This is a genomic window from Lysinibacillus sp. GJ-1 (assembly GCF_021166035.1).
Lineage (GTDB): Bacteria > Bacillota > Bacilli > Bacillales_A > Planococcaceae > Lysinibacillus > Lysinibacillus sphaericus.
In genome coordinates, this window is the sequence record NZ_CP088912.1 from 3,902,908 (window position 1) to 3,922,816 (window position 19,909).

Annotated in this window: 21 protein-coding genes and 1 pseudogene; 12 read left to right on the forward strand and 10 right to left on the reverse strand. The window is 39.1% G+C overall.

The genetic code is table 11. The features are described from left to right. Positions 1-89: 89 nt before the first annotated feature. The 4 genes from LO754_RS19330 to LO754_RS19345 are packed head-to-tail and all read right to left on the reverse strand — an operon-like array spanning position 90 to position 3,636. A complete protein-coding gene (locus LO754_RS19330) occupies positions 90-599 on the reverse strand; it encodes a FixH family protein (RefSeq protein WP_024363869.1) in 510 nt (169 codons plus the stop codon). A gap of 3 nt (positions 600-602) precedes the next feature. Then, entirely contained in the window at positions 603-1,991 is a 1,389-nt protein-coding gene (locus tag LO754_RS19335) for a HAMP domain-containing sensor histidine kinase (protein ID WP_231785058.1), read from the reverse strand. Continuing rightward, entirely contained in the window at positions 1,988-2,671 is a 684-nt protein-coding gene (locus LO754_RS19340; RefSeq protein ID WP_024363867.1) for a response regulator transcription factor, read from the reverse strand. The genes LO754_RS19335 and LO754_RS19340 overlap by 4 nt, the downstream gene beginning before the upstream one ends. Then, complete coding sequence (locus tag LO754_RS19345; RefSeq protein WP_229387670.1) at positions 2,668-3,636, reverse strand: YncE family protein; 969 nt, start codon at positions 3,634-3,636, stop codon at positions 2,668-2,670. The genes LO754_RS19340 and LO754_RS19345 overlap by 4 nt, the downstream gene beginning before the upstream one ends. 183 nt (positions 3,637-3,819) lie before the next feature. Between LO754_RS19345 and LO754_RS19350 the strand changes: the two genes are divergently transcribed. The 3 genes and pseudogenes from LO754_RS19350 to LO754_RS19365 all read left to right on the forward strand — a co-directional run bounded on the left by LO754_RS19350 (position 3,820) and on the right by LO754_RS19365 (position 7,255). After that, positions 3,820-4,905 (forward strand): glycosyltransferase, encoded by a 1,086-nt coding sequence (locus LO754_RS19350; RefSeq protein ID WP_024363865.1) that lies wholly within the window; start codon positions 3,820-3,822, stop codon positions 4,903-4,905. Between the two features lie 315 nt (positions 4,906-5,220). Continuing rightward, positions 5,221-5,941, forward strand: a pseudogene (locus LO754_RS23900) (collagen-like domain-containing protein); the annotation flags it as partial. A gap of 483 nt (positions 5,942-6,424) precedes the next feature. Then, entirely contained in the window at positions 6,425-7,255 is an 831-nt protein-coding gene (locus LO754_RS19365; RefSeq protein ID WP_231785059.1) for a collagen-like domain-containing protein, read from the forward strand. A 309-nt stretch (positions 7,256-7,564) separates the two neighbouring features. On the opposite strand, the gene hemY is transcribed toward LO754_RS19365, so the two are convergent. The 3 genes from hemY to hemE all read right to left on the reverse strand — a co-directional run bounded on the left by hemY (position 7,565) and on the right by hemE (position 11,104). Further along, the gene (gene hemY, locus LO754_RS19370; protein ID WP_231786357.1) at positions 7,565-8,989 is read right to left on the reverse strand and encodes a protoporphyrinogen oxidase; all 1,425 of its coding nucleotides are present in this window, start codon (positions 8,987-8,989) and stop codon (positions 7,565-7,567) included. 14 nt (positions 8,990-9,003) lie between these two features. Further along, positions 9,004-9,924, reverse strand: a complete 921-nt coding sequence (gene hemH / locus LO754_RS19375; protein WP_024362284.1) for a ferrochelatase — start codon at positions 9,922-9,924, stop codon at positions 9,004-9,006. A 127-nt stretch (positions 9,925-10,051) separates the two neighbouring features. Continuing rightward, on the reverse strand, positions 10,052-11,104 hold the full coding sequence (gene hemE / locus LO754_RS19380) for a uroporphyrinogen decarboxylase (RefSeq protein WP_231785060.1): 1,053 nt from the start codon (positions 11,102-11,104) through the stop codon (positions 10,052-10,054). A gap of 233 nt (positions 11,105-11,337) precedes the next feature. On the opposite strand from hemE, the gene LO754_RS19385 reads away from it, so the two are divergent. Together LO754_RS19385 and LO754_RS19390 are read left to right on the forward strand one after the other, a co-directional pair. Next, the gene (locus tag LO754_RS19385) at positions 11,338-11,856 is read left to right on the forward strand and encodes an antibiotic biosynthesis monooxygenase family protein (protein ID WP_108031271.1); all 519 of its coding nucleotides are present in this window, start codon (positions 11,338-11,340) and stop codon (positions 11,854-11,856) included. A 22-nt stretch (positions 11,857-11,878) separates the two neighbouring features. Continuing rightward, entirely contained in the window at positions 11,879-13,039 is a 1,161-nt protein-coding gene (locus LO754_RS19390) for an amidohydrolase (protein ID WP_024362287.1), read from the forward strand. A gap of 74 nt (positions 13,040-13,113) precedes the next feature. Here LO754_RS19390 and LO754_RS19395 read toward each other — a convergent pair whose 3' ends face one another. Together LO754_RS19395 and LO754_RS19400 are read right to left on the reverse strand one after the other, a co-directional pair. Beyond that, the gene (locus tag LO754_RS19395; RefSeq protein WP_024362288.1) at positions 13,114-14,298 is read right to left on the reverse strand and encodes an ABC transporter permease; all 1,185 of its coding nucleotides are present in this window, start codon (positions 14,296-14,298) and stop codon (positions 13,114-13,116) included. Then, complete coding sequence (locus LO754_RS19400; RefSeq protein WP_229387674.1) at positions 14,282-15,031, reverse strand: ABC transporter ATP-binding protein; 750 nt, start codon at positions 15,029-15,031, stop codon at positions 14,282-14,284. Before LO754_RS19400 ends, LO754_RS19395 begins: the two co-directional genes overlap by 17 nt. A gap of 104 nt (positions 15,032-15,135) precedes the next feature. Between LO754_RS19400 and LO754_RS19405 the strand changes: the two genes are divergently transcribed. From LO754_RS19405 to LO754_RS19430, 6 genes are all read left to right on the forward strand, one after another. Further along, the gene (locus LO754_RS19405) at positions 15,136-15,549 is read left to right on the forward strand and encodes an HIT family protein (RefSeq protein WP_025220510.1); all 414 of its coding nucleotides are present in this window, start codon (positions 15,136-15,138) and stop codon (positions 15,547-15,549) included. Between the two features lie 179 nt (positions 15,550-15,728). Next, positions 15,729-16,265: a tryptophan transporter gene (locus LO754_RS19410; RefSeq protein ID WP_024362291.1), complete on the forward strand. Its 537-nt coding sequence runs from the start codon at positions 15,729-15,731 to the stop codon at positions 16,263-16,265. Between the two features lie 207 nt (positions 16,266-16,472). Next, entirely contained in the window at positions 16,473-16,850 is a 378-nt protein-coding gene (locus LO754_RS19415) for a YtxH domain-containing protein (protein WP_231785061.1), read from the forward strand. A gap of 174 nt (positions 16,851-17,024) precedes the next feature. Then, positions 17,025-17,585, forward strand: a complete 561-nt coding sequence (locus tag LO754_RS19420) for an HTH-type transcriptional regulator Hpr (protein WP_029747195.1) — start codon at positions 17,025-17,027, stop codon at positions 17,583-17,585. A gap of 121 nt (positions 17,586-17,706) precedes the next feature. Next, positions 17,707-18,252 (forward strand): DUF3267 domain-containing protein, encoded by a 546-nt coding sequence (locus tag LO754_RS19425; RefSeq protein ID WP_024362294.1) that lies wholly within the window; start codon positions 17,707-17,709, stop codon positions 18,250-18,252. Between the two features lie 70 nt (positions 18,253-18,322). Beyond that, complete coding sequence (locus LO754_RS19430) at positions 18,323-18,508, forward strand: hypothetical protein (RefSeq protein WP_010857338.1); 186 nt, start codon at positions 18,323-18,325, stop codon at positions 18,506-18,508. Positions 18,509-18,689: 181 nt separating this feature from the next. Here LO754_RS19430 and LO754_RS19435 read toward each other — a convergent pair whose 3' ends face one another. After that, positions 18,690-18,797, reverse strand: coding sequence for a YjcZ family sporulation protein (locus LO754_RS19435; RefSeq protein WP_080647610.1), 108 nt, complete (start codon positions 18,795-18,797; stop codon positions 18,690-18,692). Positions 18,798-18,940: 143 nt separating this feature from the next. On the opposite strand from LO754_RS19435, the gene LO754_RS19440 reads away from it, so the two are divergent. After that, positions 18,941-19,897 (forward strand): peptidylprolyl isomerase, encoded by a 957-nt coding sequence (locus LO754_RS19440; RefSeq protein WP_069514651.1) that lies wholly within the window; start codon positions 18,941-18,943, stop codon positions 19,895-19,897. Positions 19,898-19,909: the final 12 nt, after the last annotated feature.

Below are 19,909 nucleotides of genomic sequence, written 5' to 3' on the forward strand. Positions count from 1 at the left end.
TTTTGTACACTGAAATTAAATAATGACCAGAAAACCATTTCGGTCATCTGGTCATTATAATATTCCTATTTTAAAAATAATGCAAGCTTTTAATGATGATTTTTTTCATTTTCTTGTTGCTCTGTGTCCTCTGATGAATCTGTACCCTGATTTGGCATGCTCATATTGGCTTTTTCATCTTCTTGAATTACTTTTGTCATATCAGGTGTACCAGCAGTAATTTGCTGTTTCGGCATATTATGAATGCCATTAGCTGTAGTATGAGCAAACATATAATATACGCCGTCATGATCGAATGTTGTCTGAGCTTTATAGACGCCATCTTTCTCTAATTTACCTTCTAACATTTGACCTTCATCACGTTTACCTGATTCCCACACTTCGAATTCTACGATTGCATCATCAATATTTTCTTTACCTTGGGTAACGTGAGCAGCTAGCTCTATCGGAGCATTTATTGCTACTTCTTTTGACGTTAAAATTTCTACTTCCAACATTTGAGGCTCCTCTAATGTGGAAGTTGTAGCCGGTTCTTTCTTTTCCCCACACCCAACTAATAATGCGGGTACAGCTAACAATGTCAAAATCCATTTCTTCATGTTCTATTCCTCCATTAACGGCATCGTAATCTTTACTTTTGTACCTTTATCTAATTCACTTTCGATTTCAATTTTACCATGTAACTGCTTTAATAATTGTTCCACTATAGATAGACCTAAGCCACTGCCACCATCTGCACGACTACGCGCTTTATTAACACGATAGAAACGCTCTGTCACATGCGATAAATCTTCCAGCGGTATACCAATGCCATCATCCTTTATCGTAATAAGTGCATTTCCATTATTTTCAACTGCCACAATGTCCACTTTTGACTGTTCATAAGAGTAATTAATAGCATTTTCGATAATGTTAATAAATATTTGCTTAAGCTTCACTTCATCCGCTTTGACAATTAGTTCATCATCTACATTAAGATGCAACGTAATATTCTTTTTTTGAGCTTGATGCATTAAAATTTTTCGTACTTCTCGTAATGTTTCTGCAAGTGGAATCGGATAAAGGGCAATATCCTTCTGTTCATTTTCCATCCGAGCAAGTTGAAGAAGCTCATTTGTTAAACGTTCCATACGATTTGCTTCTCGCACGATCAACTGAATAGTCTCTTGTTTTTGCTCTTCTGCAATAATACCATTTTGCATTGCTTCACTATACCCTTTTACATAGCTAATAGGTGTTCGTAATTCATGAGAAACAGTTGCTAAAAATGTTTTTTGTACTTCATCTTCACGTTGTATAGCCTCCGCCATACCGTTAAAAGTACTGGATAGTTTACCTATTTCATCACTAGATTTAACCGGCACTCGTGTTTCATAATGACCATACGACATTTGCTCCACCGCTCTTTGTAAGTTATTTAATGGACGCATAATACGTTGAATACCTTTATATACAAAGAAGCTCATCACAATCAAAAAGACAAATGCGCTCAAAAATAAGAAAATGACTTCTTGACTTGCTAACTCACTGATTTTTGCTAATGGGAAGTAAATATAAATAATGCCCTCTAACCTGTTTTGATCTACTAAAGGCAATACAACTGAAATAAGTTGTCGATCGAACCGAGGCTCATAGCCAATCTTTTGCACATAATTACCTTCTAGCAATTGTTCTCGTTCTTCTGCACCTATCAATGTTTCATAATCAATATCAAACGGAACACATGCACTAAGCTCACGTGGATTTCTAACAGCAAAAATATTTAAATTAGAATAATTATTATAATGTTCAATATCAGCAATAAATTCATCTGTCACTTTGCCACTCGTATACATTGTTTGTAACTTTGTACCGACCTCGATCATCATGCTTTCTGTATCTTCCACATAAAGCTGTTCATATAAAAAATCAGTCAGTACGTACATAAAAACAACTGTAATAATCAAAAATGCAAATATTAGTAGCCAAATACGTGTGGAAATCTTTTTCATTCGCCAGGGTCAAAGCGGTAGCCGACTCCCCAAACGGTTTGAATATACCCTGCCGCTTCCTTTCCAAGCTTCAAGCGTAATGTTTTTATATGGGTATCAACCGTTCTTGTTCCCCCTAAATAATCTATATCCCAAATACGCTCTAACAATTGTTCACGTGAATAGGCATTGCCTGGATTTTTCATAAATAAATGTAATAATTCAAATTCCTTTAAAGTTAACGGGATTACTTTCCCTTCAACTGAAACTTTCCGAGAAATCTCATCTAATTTAATGGACCCAAAGACAACAATTTTTTGCTGCAAATCGGTTATATTAGAACCGCTTCTTCTTAATACAGCATGCATTCGTGCCACCAGTTCATCATTTGTAAACGGCTTTACGATATAATCATCTCCACCGAGTGTCAGCCCCTTTACTTTATCCTCATTCGCATCTCGTGCCGTTAAGAAAATTACAGGAACATTCGACATCGCACGAATACTTTGACAAACTGTAAAACCATCTTCATGTGGCATCATTACATCTAATAGAACTAAGTCGATTTTTTCCCGCACAATAATATCGTACGCCTCCGTTCCATTTGCAGCTGTAAAGGTCTCGAACTTGGAATTATTGAGCATCATCTCGATTAAATTACGCATATCTTGCTCATCATCAACAATTAATACTGTTGTCACTTTTCTTCCTCCCTTACTAACAGTTGAAATGCACCTTTACCAACATCAACTGTTTTTTGTACCTGACCGTCTTTTATAAAATATAATGTGTGGTCGTCATAGCCAGCTACAACAATATTATTCTTAAACTGATTTACAACAAATGGGTTGGCCCCTACCTCTTTATGCCATTTCACTGTACCATTAAAATCAACGACATATAATTCATTATGCCCATGGCTGACCACTAACACATTATCTTTCGTCTTTGTTAAACCTACTGGCATTAAAGGCATTTCTATTTCACCATGAACAGCACCCGTTGTAAGATCATAACGTTTCACCGAACTATTCGGTTTGCTTCCTTCACCGTGTCCACCAATCCATAACTCATTTGTCTCTTCAATAATGACAATCCCATGTGACGATTTTTCTATTGGCCACTGTTGTTCTATCGTTAAATCTTTAATGGATAACACTGATAGTTTCGTGTCTTTATAGTTCACCACATAAAGCTTATCTTTATACGTTGCCATCGACATCGGATAATTGCCAAGCCGCTGTGAAGCAAGTTCATTGCCTTCCACATCAAAGCTTGTCACTGTATTCATCTTACTATTCGTAACAAAAAATTGTTTGAACTTCGGCGCATAATACACATTGGTCGTGCCAATTTCTACTTTTTTTGAATAGAGCTTTTTACCTGTCGAAAGTGCAAAAACATCTATTTCATCTAATTGATGACCATATAGTAAAATTTGGTCCTTATCGAGGAGTATTGCGCCTGTATACGCTTTGTCAAATGTCCAAGATGCAAAAACTCCACCTTGATCATCAATAAAATCAAGCGATGGTTCTTGAATATTGAGAGACGCTATAAAATTCTGATTACGTTCAATTGGCTCAAAAGATTTCTCTGTACACCCTACTAACCAAATAATTTGTATAAAAGAAAAAATGAAGAATGCCCATTTTTTCAAAATCATCACCTCTGCCCTCTAACTATACTTCACATTTGTGAAATCTGCGTGAAACTTGAAAGGTAAATTTATGACACATTCCCAGCCGATAACAGCGCGTCTTTACTATCAATAGCAAAAGACTTAAGCATCGCAAAAATGCCTATTAACACATATACTACAAAGATTATCGTAAGGAGGAATCACATTATGGTAACCATTAGTTTATGTATGATTGTGAAAAATGAAGAAGATGTCATTGCCAGATGTCTTGAATCAGTAAAAGATTTAGTGGATGAAATAAATATAGTTGATACTGGCTCTAGCGACAATACAAAGAAAATTGTAAAACAGTTTACTGATCGTATTTTTGAATTTGAGTGGGTGCATCATTTTGCCCAAGCGCGAAATTTTTCATTCCAACAAGCTACACAGGACTATATTCTTTGGTTAGACGCTGATGATGTGTTATTGGCGGAAGATCAGGAGAAATTTAAAGCCTTAAAGGAATCTTTAGCCCCTGAAATTGATGCTGTCTCGATGAATTATTATTTAAGCTTTGATGCTGAAGGAAAAGTGAACTCTCTTTTAAGAAGATATCGATTAGTTAAAAGAGATAAGCAATTTCAATGGATTGGTGCAGTTCATGAATATTTAGAGGTTAGTGGACATCTTTACGAAAGTGATGTCGCTATTAGCCACTTACCACTTCATCATGACCACCAGCGGAATATTACCATTTATAGAAAACTCCTTCAATCAGGTGAAGCATTAACTCCACGTGACACATTTTATTATGCCAATGAATTACTAGATCATAATGAAATTGAGGATGCAATCTTTTACTATGAACTTTTTTTAACATCAAAACGTGGTTGGGTAGAAGATAATATTCAATCCTGTTTTAAACTAGCAGATTGTTACTCGACTTTAAATGATAAAGAAAATAATGTAAGTTCTATTTTAAGAAGCTTTGAATATGACATCCCACGTCCAGAGGCATGCTGTAGGCTTGGCCATCATTTTATGGAGCAAGGGAAAAATCAGGAGGCAATCTTTTGGTATGAACAAGCATTGACAATAAAAACAAAACCAAACGCTCCATTTCTAAATACAACTTTTACCACGTGGTTACCTCATATACAACTTTGCGTCCTCTATGACCGTTTACAACAATACGAATTAGCCAATACCCATAATGAATTGGCACGAGGCTACTTACCGAACGATGAAAAAATCTTACACAACAAAACTTACTTTGAGCAATTGTTAAAAAAGATGAATGACAACGCTTAGATTACTATTAAACTTTATGAAAATCAGGAAATGCAATTCTTATAAGAAAGTCTTCTTTATCTCCTAAGCTTCTTCCCCTATAAGATCATAGTGATTAGCTAGTACACAATTTATAATGCTTATATGAATAAGCAAAGTAGTTAACCGTCCACTTCCTCTATCATTTTTATGAATAGGATATTTGAGAGAGGAGGTGAATAAATGAATTTCCACGATTTTATTTTAAATAACATTTGCAAGAGATGTAATAGTTATCCATGCCGTTGCATTAATAGACCAGAGCAAAACTGTTCTATTTGGCCTATTAAACCTACTGGTACAACAGGGACTACTGGACCAACAGGACCTACGGGCGCAACGGGGGCTACTGGGGCCACTGGCGCGACTGGCGCGACGGGCATCACTGGTGCTACAGGCGATATTGGGCCAACAGGACCTACTGGCGCGATGGGCATCACTGGTGCTACAGGCGACATCGGCAACAGGACCTACGGGCGCGACGGGCATCACGGGCGCTATCGGACCAACAGGACCTACGGGCGCGACGGGCATCACGGGCGCTATCGGACCAACAGGACCTACGGGCGTGACGGGCATCACTGGTGCTACAGGCGACATCGGCCAATCGGACCTACGGGCGCGACGGGCATCACTGGTGCTACAGGCGATATTGGGTAACAGGACCTACGGGCGCGATGGGCATCACTGGTGCTACAGGCGACATCAGTACAACAGGACCTACGGGCGCGACGGGCATCACGGGCGCTACAGGTGACATCGGTAGACCGGACCTACGGGCGCAACGGGCATCACTGGCGCGACAGGCGATATTACCAATCGGACCTACGGGCGCTACGGGCATCACTGGTGCTACAGGCGACATCGGCAGACCGGACCTACGGGCGCTACGGGCATCACTGGTGCTACGGGCGATATTACCAACTGGCGCGACGGGCGCGATGGGCATCACTGGCGCTACAGGCGATATCGGCCGACCGGACCTACGGGCGCTACGGGCATCACTGGCGCTACAGGCGATATTACCGACCGGACCTACGGGTGCGACGGGCATCACTGGCGATATCGGACCTGCTGGGTACTGGCGCGACGGGCGCAACGGGCATCACGGGTGCGACAGGCGATATCGGGACCGGACCTATAGGCGCGACGGGCATCACTGGCGATATCGGACCAACAGGACCTACGGGCGCGACGGGCATCACGGGTGCGACAGGCGACATCGGCCAACCGGACCTACGGGCGTGACGGGCATCACTGGTGCGACAGGCGACATCGGTAATCGGACCTACGGGCGCGACGGGCATCACGGGCGCTACAGGCGATATTGGTAAATCGGACCTACGGGCGTGACGGGCATCACTGGTGCGACAGGCGACATCGGTAATCGGACCTACGGGCGCTACAGGCGACATCGGTAAACAGGACCTACGGGCGCTACAGGCGACATCGGCGACCGGACCTACGGGCGCGACGGGCATCACGGGCGCTACAGGCGATATTGGTAATCGGACCTACTGGTGCGACGGGCATCACGGGCGCTACCGGACCTACTGGTACTGGCATCACTGGCGCTATCGGACCAACAGGACCTACGGGCGCGACGGGCATCACTGGGGCTCGTGGACCGACGGGACCTACTGGTGAAGAAGGAGACCGTGGAGCTACCGGTCCTACTGGTGCGACGGGTATCACTGGCGCTACCGGCGCTATTGGACCAACAGGACCTACTGGTGCAATCGGCGCGACAGGTGCTATTGGACCAACAGGACCTACTGGTGCAACCGGCGCGACAGGTGCTATCGGACCGACGGGACCTACTGGTGCAACAGGGCCAACAGGACCTACTGGGCCAGCTTTTACAGAAGGCTTCTCTGCATTTTTAAATACTCTAGCGGTTAGTAACTCTACTACTTTAACTAACTGGAGTGTAGCTTCACCTTATTTCACAACACCAGCATTTAACCCAACAACTGGTATATTCACAGTCCCAACAACTGGAAGATATTGCTTTGAAGCAACTATCAACTACTCAACAGTAGCTGCCATCAGTCTTGGCATTGGTGCAGGTGTTAACCCCTCATTTACAATTCGTAGAAATACTACAACTAATTTAATAAACGGTTTATTCCCAGTATTAAATTTAGCTGTTACCCTATTAACTATTAGAGCAGTTCTCGGTAATGGTACTGTAACATTAGCAGGAGAAGTCAATTTGAATGCAGGCGATTTGATTGATTTATTTTATGATGCAAATGGCTTAAGCATTGCATTGACCTTAGGGGGCGCTAACTCCGGTGGTATTGTTTGGTCATGCCACAGAATTTCTTAATCGCTAGACATAGTCTATTCTATGTTCAACAACTCCTATTACTTTTAAGAAAGATGGAAATCTACTAATCCATTGTGCTCCCATCCTGATTAACATTGCAGTTTCTTTTCAATAAATACTAATTATTTGGCGCCTTAAAATTGCCATGCTAATTTTAAAGCGCCCTTTCTTTATTTCAACATTTAAGTAATCCAACACTGTGAAGAACAAAAAAAGTGCTTTCAATGATTGCTACTATCATTACTTAAACAAATACTTAAAAAAATCCTATCAAAAAAAGTAGTACAAATGTAAATTTGCACTACTCTTTTACTGTTTAAACATATCACTTAAAACTTCATTTGCCACTTTACAGCCTTGCTCTACACACTCTGGAATTGAAATCCCCTCAAAAGAGCTACCTGCAAGTTTTACTGTTGGAAAGTGTTGATAAAGTTCTTCCTTTACACGAGCAATTTTCGCTTCATGTCCAACAGTATATTGTGGCATAGCGTTTTTCCAACGAGAGACAACGGTTGTCACGGGTTCACCGTCTAGCCCTATTGTATTCTTTAAGTCTTGTAATACTGTCTTTTCAATCTCTGAATCAGATAAGGCAACTATTGTTTCATCACCGACACGACCAATATAACTACGTAATAATACATAGCCTTCAGGGGTAGTATTCGGCCATTTTCGATTAATCCACGTACAAGATGTTATTGAAAAATCACTATTTCTAGAGACAAAAAACGAAAGTGCATCTAAGTCTCCAAGTTGCTCTTTTTTAAATGCCATCGTCACTGTAGCAATAGTTGCGGCTTTCATCGTATTTAACTCAGTCAAGAGTTGATGCTTACTAAACATTTTTTGTGCCACATTAAATGGCGTTGCGATAATAATTGCATCTGCTGTTATATGTGAAAAATTATTTAGTACGACTTGCACAGCACCATCTTTACCATGATCAATTTGTTCTACTTTCGCACCTTTCATGACTGTCCCTGGAAGTAGAGATTCTTCTAACTTTTCGATAAGTGTCTCAAGCCCATTTTCAAAGGTTTGAAAAATTCCCTTATCCTTCGTTATCTGATTGTAACTTAGAAAATTTGTCCCTGATTTCTTCATACCGAAAAGCAAACTACGATATTTTTGCTCCAATTCGTAAAGCTGTGGAAATATAGAGCGCATACTTAGCTGTTCAATATCCCCTGCAAAGGTTCCTGCAAGTAAAGGTTCCACTAGGTTTTCTACAACCTCTGCGCCAAATCTTCTTCGAAAAAATTCACCTAATGGCTGGTCGTCATCCCGTGCAGAACGCGGGAGAATAAAATCTCCCGCTGCACGAATTTTCCCACTAAGTGAAAACAAACCAGATGTAATGAATGACGAGATATGTGGCGTTGCTCCTGACATCAGACTGCTCGGAATAGGGTACAATTTACTTCCTACAGCTACATAAGTCGGTCCTGAATCTCCGGTAATCATCTCATGTTCAATACTAAGCTCTTTTGCCAGTGCTTGTACATGATTTTCACGATCGAAAAAGGATTCTGGTCCACGCTCGATAATAAAGCCGTCTTTTCTAAGCGTTTGGATTTTTCCGCCAAGACGTAATGACGACTCGACAAGTACGATATCTACCGGCAATTCTTTTGTACGCGCTTGTTTTTGCATATAGAACGCAGCTGTAAGGCCTGAAATACCACCGCCAACAACAACTACCTTTCGTCTTTTTTGAGTCACCAACATCATCACTTTCTTTTCGCTTAGCTTAATTTTTTATGAATGGCATCTACCATCGCATCAATAAATAATGGATGTGTATTTGGCATTGCAGGACGATAATAGTTAGCACCTAACTCATCGCAAACCACTTTACATTCATAATCGTTATCATAAAGTACCTCTAAATGTTCTGTTACAAATCCTACTGGTGTGTAAACAAATGAACGGTACCCCTTTTGCTCATAAAGATCACGTGTTAAATCTTGCACATCTGGACCAAACCATGGTTCTGGTGTTTGTCCTGCTGATTGCCAGCCGACTTCTACATTTTTCACACCCGTCGCTTCTTGAATTAGGCGAGCTGTTTCAATTAATTGGTCTTCGTAAGGATCGCCTAGTTCTTTAATTTTTACTGGAAGTGAATGCGCTGATACGATTAAGCAAGCCTTCTCGCGTTCTTCAGCAGACATAGCATCGAATGTTTCGTTCACTTTCCCCTTCCAATATTCAATAAACTTAGGCTCATCATACCAAGACTCAACAGATGTAATTGTTAGGCGGTCACCTGCTGTTTCCGCTGCGCGGCCATTGTATGATTTAATAGAGAATGTTGAAAAATGTGGTGCTAAGACGATTGATACGGCTTCTTTAATGCCCGCAGCGACCATTTCCTCCACTGCATCCTCAATAAACGGATGAATATGCTTTAAACCAATAAATAACTTGTATTCTACTTCATCTTGCACTTCATTTAAACGTGCACACAAAGCTTCAGCCTGTGCTTCTGTTGCAGCAGCCAGTGGTGATAAACCACCAATTGCCTCATAGCGACTGCGTAAATCTTCTAAATGCTCGTCAGACGGTTTACGTCCATGACGAATATGTGTGTAGTACGGTTCAATATCTTCTTCTTTATAGGGTGTACCATATGCCATCACTAATAAACCTTTAACTTTTTTCATAGTCCTTTTCACCTCTAAATAATAGTTAAACTATATTTTTTGTCTGATTTCTATACGCTAGCACCAACTACACCATAATAAAGTGTAATTGTGTGATTTAAAATGTGCTCTTTTTCACTGTTGATATTTATGAACGTGCTTGAATTTGTTGGGCACTATATTCATGAATAAGTGTTGTTAAACGTTTTAATACGGCTGGATCAACCTCTGGGAATACTCCATGGCATAAATTAAAGATATGACCTGGCACCTCTAAGCCTTGATCGATAATATCTTTTGTGCGTTTTTCAATTACTGACCAATCAGCAAGTAATAATGAAGGATCTAAGTTTCCTTGTACTGGTTTTGTTATACCTTTTGCACGCGCTTCTTTAATCGGTAAGCGCCAATCTAAGCCTACTACGTCTATTGGTAAATCATTCCACTCTTTTACTAAATGGCTTGCACCTACACCGAATTGAATAAGTGGTACATTTTCTTTTTTTAACTCGCCGAAAATACGTGTCATAACTGGTTTAATAAAGACACGATAATCTTCAACACTTAAAGCACCTACCCATGAGTCAAATACTTGAATCGCTTTAGCACCTGCTTCTACTTGTGCAGAAACGTCCGCAATAATCATATCTGCTAATTTATCCATTAACGCAAACCATGCTTGTGGTTCTGAAACCATAAATGATTTTGTTTTATTATAGTTTTTAGAAGGTCCACCTTCAATCATATAGCTCGCTAATGTAAATGGCGCTCCTGCAAATCCAATTAATGGTACATTAAGCTGTTCTTCTGTTAGTAATTTTATTGTCTCTAATACGAAAGGTGTATGTTCCTTTGCATTGAACTCACCTAATTTTTCTACATCTGCTACTGAGCGAATTGGATTAGAAATAACTGAGCCTACACCCGCTTTAATTTTCACATCTATCCCGATACCTGGTAGTGGCGTTACGATATCTTTATATAAAATTGCAGCGTCCACATTGTAGTTTTCTACCGGTAAACGTGTTACATACGCACAAAGCTCAGGTTGATGTGTAATTTCCTCTAATGAATATTTTTCTTTAATTGCACGATATTCTGGCTGAGAACGACCTGCCTGTCGCATATACCAGACTGGTGTATGTTCAGTCCTTTCTCCTCGTGCAGCACGTAGAAGTGTATCATTAAAAAGTGTTGTCATTGATTATTTCCTTCCCCTCGATGAAATTCAAATCTTAAAAAATCACTTGTTTATTCCATTATTATTGATATCCGTTTTCAATAGTAAACGCTTCCTCTGCTATTGTATAGTTTTCCTCATGAAATGTCATAAAATTGTTCTTTCTACGCGCCTTCTTTTTTGACAAAGCGTTCGACTTGCACTTAAATGGAGTTAATCACGCAATTTTAGCTATTCATAAGGAGGGCAAAATAATGTATATTTATTTAACTTCTGGCACAGGAGAATTTATGGAACAGGTGAAAAATAAGTACCCTGATGAGCATATGATTTTATTGCATGGAGAAGGAAATTCTGTGCTTATACATGAAACGGAAGGAAAATCTGTTTTTGCAACCCCACGTAAATTCGAAGTATTGGATTCTGTAAACGAATTAGAAGAACGCGGCTTCTTTGTCTTCAACAATATTCCCGTTACTGATGAAGGTCGTCCTGTATTTGAACATCGTTTTTTAAATCGCGCACGTGCAATTGAGGACGAGCCTGGTTTTGTGGCGTTCCGACTACTACGTCCATTGAATGGTGACACGTATATTGTCATGACACAATGGAATGGACCACACTCATTTGAAGCATGGAAAAGCTCACAAGCCTATAAAACAGCTCATGCCCAACGTGAAGAGCCGACTGGCGTGCGACAACAAAATATTTTTTCTGCCGCTTCCTATGTTTCAACATATAGCGTTGCCCCTCAAGAAGAAGAAGAGGCTTAATTTTTAAAAGGAGCACTTATTTATGAATCAACAATTACTTGAAAAAATTGATGCTCATTTTGAAGAAATGGTGGCGATTCGCCGCCATCTACATATGCATCCAGAACTAAGCTTCCAAGAACAAGAAACAGCCAATTATATTATGCAATATTATCAAAAGCTTGGTGTCCCTGTTGAACCAAATGTTAGCGGCTACGGACTTATCGCGCGCATTAAAGGGAACAAACCTGGTAAAAGAATTGCCTTACGTGCAGATTTTGATGCACTTCCTATCCAAGATGAAAAGGACGTCCCTTACAAATCGACAGTAGCTGGTGTTATGCATGCTTGTGGTCATGATGGGCATACCGCTACATTATTAATCATAGGAAAACTGTTATGGGAAATGCGCGATGACTTAGCAGGAGAATATGTGCTGATTCATCAACATGCTGAAGAAGCCGATCCAGGTGGTGCTATCGGTATGGTACAAGCAGGTGCACTGAACGGGGTTGATGCTATATTTGGAACACACCTATCATCCAATCATCCAACAGGTATGATTGGCTACCGGGTTGGTCCATTAATGGCGGCAGTTGATAGTTTTGAACTGAAAATTCAAGGTAAAGGTGGCCATGGCGCACACCCTCATCAAACAAAAGACGCTATTGTGATTGGCTCCCAACTTGTTATGAACTTGCAACAACTTGTGGCACGCCGTGTAGCGCCAACTGAGTCAGCAGTTCTTACAGTTGGCTCATTCGTTGCTTCGAATGCTGATAACATTATTGCAGATACAGCCTATTTAAATGGAACAATCCGTACTTTTGACAAAGAGGTACGTGAAACGATGGAACGTGAATTTAAACGGGTTGTACATGGCACTGAAATTGCTCAAGATTGCACGATAGAACTTGATTACCGTCGAGGCTATCCAGCAATTGTCAATCATGAAAAAGAAACATATTTTGTTCGAGATATCGCGCAAGATATTTGCGATGTTGTTGAAATACCAGCTACAATGGGCGGTGAAGATTTCGCTTACTACTTAGAGGAAAAGCCAGGGACATTTTTCTTCACAGGAGCAGCTCCTACTGAATATGCACCACATCATCATCCAAAATTTGATATTGATGAAAAAGGTATGCTTGTCGCAGCAAAAGTTATGTTAAACGCTGCGCTCGAATATCAATATGTAAAATAAACAAAAAGCTCATTTTACCTACGAAAAATAGGGAAAATGAGCTTTTTAACATTGCCACAAACAAACATCCTTTTTTAAGACTTAGACATCTTGGCAGTCAATTCACTTATTACAAAGATAATGATTGGTGTCACATAAAACATCGGCTGTGTCACGCCACAAAGACCAACAATGACAGCTTGGGCAATCATAGTCAGGCGCACTAGTTGCTGAACGGCAACTTTACGTGCATTTTCTGGCAATGGATACAGCATGTCCATACGGAATTCTCCGCTAGCTATTAAAGCTTGCTTTAGCTGAACCGTCGTAGCAAAGCTAAGTGCACCCGCCACAATCCATGTTACCACTGGGATATTGACAAAGGCTGCAATTACGGCTGAGATAACCGTTAAGCGAAGCCATAAATAAAAATGATCGTCTGTACGAATAAACGTACGGAACACTAAATACTTTTGAGCATTGCCCTTTTGGTAGGGAATAAAATTGTAAAACCAGTCAAGCCACGCTCTCCGTCTAATACTTCCATGCAGATGGGGTACATCTGTGAAATAATTTGCAAAACGGTAGAAACTCATCATGCGATTTTGTTCTAGTTTTACAAAATGTTCATATGGTACAGGCTCATTCGCACATTTTTTACGAAACACCCATACATAGACATATCCGATGACCGCCACAAGGAGTGCTAAAAGAAGCTGCATTTGAAGCCCCATATAGACGGTTACACCACATACGATAGCGCGTACTAATCGATCGACCCATATGTAGTGACCACGTTCACTATAACGATAACTAAATTCTCCCTGCACACTTACAAATTTCAAGGCGATGACAATGAAAAATATTGACCAAATATTAAAGGTTGTTAATTCTGTGACAGCTTTTATTAACGGAATACTAATGATATAAACAATTGCCACAATCCAAACTTGTGACCAAAATGTCCACGCTAGCGCCTTTTTAAAATACTGTGACATTTTTGATTCTAATGGCAATAAATATACTTGGTCAGGCTCGCGCAATAATGTTGTTGGGCGGCTAAATGCTAATAGTATACCGATTATTAAAGCAATGAGCCCTTCCGCCGGAAAATCTGTTTCAACGATTTTCAACCATTCACTATATTGATAGCCCCCAGCGCCAACAAGAAATACAAGTACAATCGCTATATGTCCAGTGAAAATAAACTGCATATATTTTTGTACTTCACTGATATAGTGCATGAAGCGCGAGGACCATACATCACGCATGTTCTTCATGGTCCCGCTCCTTCGTCATAGCAATATAGAGGTCATCTAACGTTGCATGAGGCATTGCAAATGCTTTACGTAAATCAGCCATCGTTCCTTGCGCTCGCACTCTTCCTTCATGCAATAAGATAATGCGGTCACAATGTTTTTCGGCCGTCGATAAAATGTGCGTGGACATTAAAATCGATGCCCCCTCTTTTTTCTTTGTATCCATTTGATTTAGCAATGATTGAATACCAAGCGGGTCGAGCCCAACAAACGGCTCATCTATAATATAGAGGCTTGGATTAACTAAAAACGCACACATAATCATTACTTTTTGTCGCATCCCTTTAGAGAAATGCGATGGAAACCAGTTTAAACGCTTTTCCATTCGAAATTCTTTTAACAATAGTTCAGAACGGGCCGCGAGTGTAGCCTCATCTAAACCATAGGCCATCGCGGTTAATGCCAAATGTTCACGCAATGTTAACTCATCATATAAAACTGGTGTTTCAGGAATATATGAAAATGCTGTTCGATACTTGTCCGTGTTTTCTTTTAACGTTACGCCATTTAGACGAATGTCGCCTTCCTTTGGGAGCATTGTACCTATGATATGTTTAATGGTCGTACTTTTACCTGCACCATTTAAACCTATTAGCCCGACAAGTTCTCCTTTACCTATTGTAAATGACAAATCTCTAATCACAGGCTTTTTCGTATAACCACCTGTCACATGTTGCACTTCTAATACCGACATACCCTCACTCCTCTTCTAGTTATTATTTTATCAAAAATTAGCAAATGATTCAGTTATGAGTATGATAGAATAAACTTACATATTAAATAAGGGGGATTTTACGAATGAGCGATTGCCTATTTTGCAAAATCATTGATGGAACAATTCCAAGCACAAAAGTATATGAAGATGAACATGTCTATGCATTCACGGACATTGCACCTGTTGCAAAAGGTCATACTTTATTAATACCTAAACAGCACTGCCAAGACCTATTTGAAATGCCTGAAGATGTAGCGCGTAATTTATATGCGGTCGCACCTAAGCTAGCCAATGCCATTAAAGCAGCATTTAACCCAATTGGCATGAATACTATTAATAACAATGGTGCAGCAGCTGGACAAACTGTTTTCCACTACCACTTACATTTTATTCCGCGTTATGACGAAAAAGAAGGCTTAGGCTTAATTTGGCAAACACAAAAATATACGCCAGAGCAATTGACAGAAGTAGCCGACAACATTAAAGCGAATCTTTAGTGCATTCTTTGGTGCCAGGCACGCAAACAATTTGCATACATGAATGCTGGTTACAATTAGACATGGAACGCTATTGTCAAACGAACAATTTTAGCGTACAATCACTAATAAGTTTCGCTAACGGTCAAGAGGACACGTTAGGAAACAACTAGATTAGCATAGTTGAGGAGAGATTAGAAATGAATACAAAAAATTTAGTGTTAATGGCACTCTTAGTTGGTGTCGGTGCTGCCCTTTATGTGGTCACACCAGGTATGGTTAATGGCATGAAACCTGACTTCATGTTAACAATGATGTTTATCGGTATTTTATTGTTCCCTACAATAAAAGAAACGTTTTTACTTTCCTTGTCAACAGGGGTACTATCCGGTTTGTTTACAACTTTCCCAGCAGGCTTTATCCCAAATATTATTGATAAAGCAGTTACTGGATTTGCGTTTTTAGCAATACTGGTCGTGCTGAAAAAAGTCGTGAGTCATTTTGCTGTATCAGCTATTTTAGTTGGGTTAGGTACCATTTTATCAGGTACAGTCTTTTTATCCGTTGCCCTCTTTGTGTTTAACGCAAACGTTGGCGCAACATTCACAATGTTATTTGTTGGTGTTGTCATACCAGCTGTTGCATTTAACGTTGTAGCCTTTGTGATTATCTATCCAATCGTTGCAAAATTAGTGAAACGCTCTAAATTCAACACGGCAATTTCACAAGCTCTATAACAGCAGCAGATAGTTCTTGTTGCTACACTTTTTAAAAGAACAATGAAGACAGGTCCGAACGTAAGACGTTTTAAGGCTAAATATAAGGGAAGAAGCTAAACTGTGAAGCAAAATCACTCGTTTAGCTTCTTTTTTCTTTTTGATTCTATAGATTTCATGGTTTAATAGAGGGAAAGATAACAAATATAGAAATGAGGGTACTTAATTATGAAAGCAAGACCATTTTTACTTGGATTAACAACAGGCATTATTGGTGGGGCAATTGCGGTCCTTTTTTCAACACCTCAATCAGGCCAACAATTACGCACTACTTTACTGTCCAACACAGATAGTGCAAAAGAAAAGCTTCAAGATGTAAAATATCAAGTTAACAACGTGAAACAATCCGTTAGCACATTAACAAATGAAGCGAAAAATAATATACCACAAATAATAAATGATCTAAAACAGTCGATTACTACTTTCTCACAAGAAATCGAACCGACAAAGAATAATTTACAACAAGAAATAGAAGCATTACAGAATTCAATTAACGAAATCGAGAAAAACATTGCACAATTTACTGACAAAAAGAAAAAACCATAAGAAAAAGTACAGGCATAAAGTTTCATAAACCGAAATAAAATCACGTTTTTTTACCAAAAATAATCATCAAAATATTATTTTTTAACCACTTTTCAATTTTTTAATTTTTCTAACTTTAAACTTTTTTTCTTTATTGCTATAATAATTTTAAAACGTTAAAGAAAGCAGCAGGTGATGGCTTTGTCAGAGGAATTATACACGCAAAAAGAAGCGATGCTTTACAGTCAAAGAATTGCACAGTTATCAAAGGCCTTATGGAAAGCAGTTGAAAAAGATTGGCAGCAGTGGATTAAACCTTATGATCTAAACATTAACGAGCACCATATACTGTGGATTTCCTATCATTTAAAAGGGGCTTCCATTTCAGATGTAGCAAAATTTGGCGTAATGCACGTTTCAACCGCTTTTAACTTCTCTAAAAAACTAGAAGAACGTGGATTACTAAAGTTTTCGAAACGTGATGATGACAAACGTAATACTTATGTAGAGCTCACTGAAACAGGGACAGACCTTATTATTGAAATGAATAGCAATTATCATAACACATATCATTCTGTACTTGAGGGCTCGTTAGCTTTAAAAGACTTATATGGTCGCTTCCCGGAATTTTTAGATGTGATGGCTGTTATTCGTAATATTTATGGTGAAGACTTTATCGATATTTTTGAACGCTCATTTCAACACTTCCGTGATTCCTTTGACACGTTAGAAGAACGTTCAACTGTAAAAGGATAAATGTATGTTAAAAAGGAGGCGTTTCAGAAACATTTCTGAAATACCTCCTTTCTCTTGCATTCTGTTAGAAATCAATTTACATTAAATAGGACCCTTCCCTATTATGGAGTTGATATTAAACATGCATTGCTGGAAAATTTTAAACCTCGAACATCATTATGGCACGACACGTATCATCATGATGGCTGTAATCGTCTTTCTATCTGTCTTTTCAGTGTCCTATGTGACATTTAATTTATTCAATGATGAGTACTATACTGACCATTTATTCTGGCTATTCGTGGTTGCTGTACTTGCTCTTTACCCTATCCATAAATATATTCACTTTCTCGCATTATTTGACTTACGCCAGCATCTCAAATTACGGATCCGTACCCAATTTTATGTTATTCCTGTACTACACATGCGTATTCGAGAGCCCTTATCAAAAACTAGATATATTTTTGCATTGCTTGCACCCTTTATTGTGTTAAATACAAGTATCGTTATCGGTACATGGCTATTACCTGCCTATACACATTACGGAACATTACTTTTAGCGTATCATTGCAGTTTATGTTTAATTGATATTCTTTACGTGAAATATTTATTAAATTCACCTAAAGATGCCCAAATCGAAGAAACACCGAAGGGCTATGAAATTTTAGTACCACCTACGATTCATTGATTCGCTTGTACTTGTGTTTTATTGAAGTTTTTTGATATGCTAATAATACTGAAAGAGGGGAGGAATAGACTTGCTATTAATGATTGTAGTTCTATTCTCGGTATTCTATTTATTTCAAATTAACCGCATGACATACGCATTGTGCATGCGACGTGAAATTCCCGAAGAAAACCAACCAAAGATATTCCGAACTATCAATATACTTATTACAATTTTACTTGTATCATTTTATGTTGAAATTTTATTTGCAGTCTAATGAAGCCGCATCCGCGCCCGTCCGCACGCGGGTCTTTATTTTTAAAACATTGAAACAGCTATTGGTTTTAAGTGACGCCAAAATTCTTTTGGCCTCGACCCAAGCGTGCGGTGCGAATGCCTAGATATTGCTAAGAAAAGCTAAGGAAAAACATATCCTTAGCTTTTCGGCTTTTTATTAATTAGTATAGGAACGCTGCACCAACAATAATTAATAAAATAAATAACACAACTAATAAAGCAAAGCCTGAGCCGTAGCCACCGCCACCACCGTATCCTCCGTTGCTCATAACTTCACCCCCTTTCTTTTCTATATCCTATGCGCTTTGAAATTTGAAATTTAGGCTATACTCAAGGGGGAACCATTTTGTTTTTAAAACGTTTATGTTATAGTAAAAAATGGACGAAACGAAAGTAAGGAGAGAATATCCATATGAAAAAGACTGTATTATCTTTAACATTAGCAGCCTCAATTTTAGCTCTTGGTGCTTGTAGTGGAGCTGATAAAGCGTTAGTTACATCTAAAGTAGGCGATATTTCAGTATCTGATTTTAACGACAAAGCAAAGACTTTAACAGGCTCTTATGTATTACAACAGATGGTGACAGAAAAAGTATTAGCCGACAAATATGAAGTGACTGATAAAGAAATTAAAGAACAATACGACGCAACGGCATCACAATTTGGTGATAGCTTTGCACAAGCGCTTGCTGAGAACGGCTTAACTGAACAAGGCTTTAAAGATTCTTTACGTGTACAACTGCTCCAAGAAAAAGCTTTAAAAGACAAAGCGATTAAAGAAGAAGACGTAAAAAAATATTATGAACAAATGAAAACAGAATTAAATGGTCGTCATATTCTTGTAGCAGATGAAAAAACTGCGAAAGAAGCTATTGAGAAAATTAAAGGTGGCGCATCTTTTGCTGATGTTGCAAAAGAATACTCAACTGATACTGGTTCTGCAGCTAAAGGCGGCGAGCTAGGTTGGTTTACTGTTGGCTCTATGGTGGATGAGTTCAACGATGCTGCTTATGCACTTCCATTAAATACATTAAGCGAACCAGTTAAATCAAGCTACGGCTATCACGTAATTGAAATTACGGAAAAACGCGATGTAAAAGGTGTTGGCTCATTTAAAGACGAAGAAGATAAAATTCGTACAACAATGATTAACAAATTAACACAATCTGGTGAAGCTCAAACATTGCTAAAAGACATTGTTGCAAAAATGGCAAAAGATGCAGACTTTAAAACTTCTGATAAAGAATTAAAAGATGCATTACAATCATTTACAACAACATCTGAAGAACAAGCAAAAGCGGCTGAAGAAGCAGCTAAAAAAGCTGAAGAAAAAAGCAAAGACGAATCTACAGATAAAGAATCTAAATAATCGTGGCTTGGC

Coding starts and splice junctions, on each gene's coding strand:
- LO754_RS19335 (WP_231785058.1), bottom strand. CDS start 1,991: ATGAAAAAGATTTCCACACGTATTTGGCTACTAATATTTGCATTTTTG.
- LO754_RS19435 (WP_080647610.1), bottom strand. CDS start 18,797: ATGAGCAACGGAGGATACGGTGGTGGCGGTGGCTACGGCTCAGGCTTT.
- hemY (WP_231786357.1), bottom strand. CDS start 8,989: ATGATGTTGGTGACTCAAAAAAGACGAAAGGTAGTTGTTGTTGGCGGT.
- LO754_RS19350 (WP_024363865.1), top strand. CDS start 3,820: ATGGTAACCATTAGTTTATGTATGATTGTGAAAAATGAAGAAGATGTC.
- LO754_RS19420 (WP_029747195.1), top strand. CDS start 17,025: ATGGCTTTGTCAGAGGAATTATACACGCAAAAAGAAGCGATGCTTTAC.
- LO754_RS19405 (WP_025220510.1), top strand. CDS start 15,136: ATGAGCGATTGCCTATTTTGCAAAATCATTGATGGAACAATTCCAAGC.
- hemE (WP_231785060.1), bottom strand. CDS start 11,104: ATGACAACACTTTTTAATGATACACTTCTACGTGCTGCACGAGGAGAA.
- hemH (WP_024362284.1), bottom strand. CDS start 9,924: ATGAAAAAAGTTAAAGGTTTATTAGTGATGGCATATGGTACACCCTAT.
- LO754_RS19385 (WP_108031271.1), top strand. CDS start 11,338: ATGTATATTTATTTAACTTCTGGCACAGGAGAATTTATGGAACAGGTG.
- LO754_RS19345 (WP_229387670.1), bottom strand. CDS start 3,636: ATGATTTTGAAAAAATGGGCATTCTTCATTTTTTCTTTTATACAAATT.
- LO754_RS19415 (WP_231785061.1), top strand. CDS start 16,473: ATGAAAGCAAGACCATTTTTACTTGGATTAACAACAGGCATTATTGGT.
- LO754_RS19440 (WP_069514651.1), top strand. CDS start 18,941: ATGAAAAAGACTGTATTATCTTTAACATTAGCAGCCTCAATTTTAGCT.
- LO754_RS19330 (WP_024363869.1), bottom strand. CDS start 599: ATGAAGAAATGGATTTTGACATTGTTAGCTGTACCCGCATTATTAGTT.
- LO754_RS19395 (WP_024362288.1), bottom strand. CDS start 14,298: ATGAAGAACATGCGTGATGTATGGTCCTCGCGCTTCATGCACTATATC.
- LO754_RS19425 (WP_024362294.1), top strand. CDS start 17,707: ATGCATTGCTGGAAAATTTTAAACCTCGAACATCATTATGGCACGACA.
- LO754_RS19410 (WP_024362291.1), top strand. CDS start 15,729: ATGAATACAAAAAATTTAGTGTTAATGGCACTCTTAGTTGGTGTCGGT.
- LO754_RS19390 (WP_024362287.1), top strand. CDS start 11,879: ATGAATCAACAATTACTTGAAAAAATTGATGCTCATTTTGAAGAAATG.
- LO754_RS19400 (WP_229387674.1), bottom strand. CDS start 15,031: ATGTCGGTATTAGAAGTGCAACATGTGACAGGTGGTTATACGAAAAAG.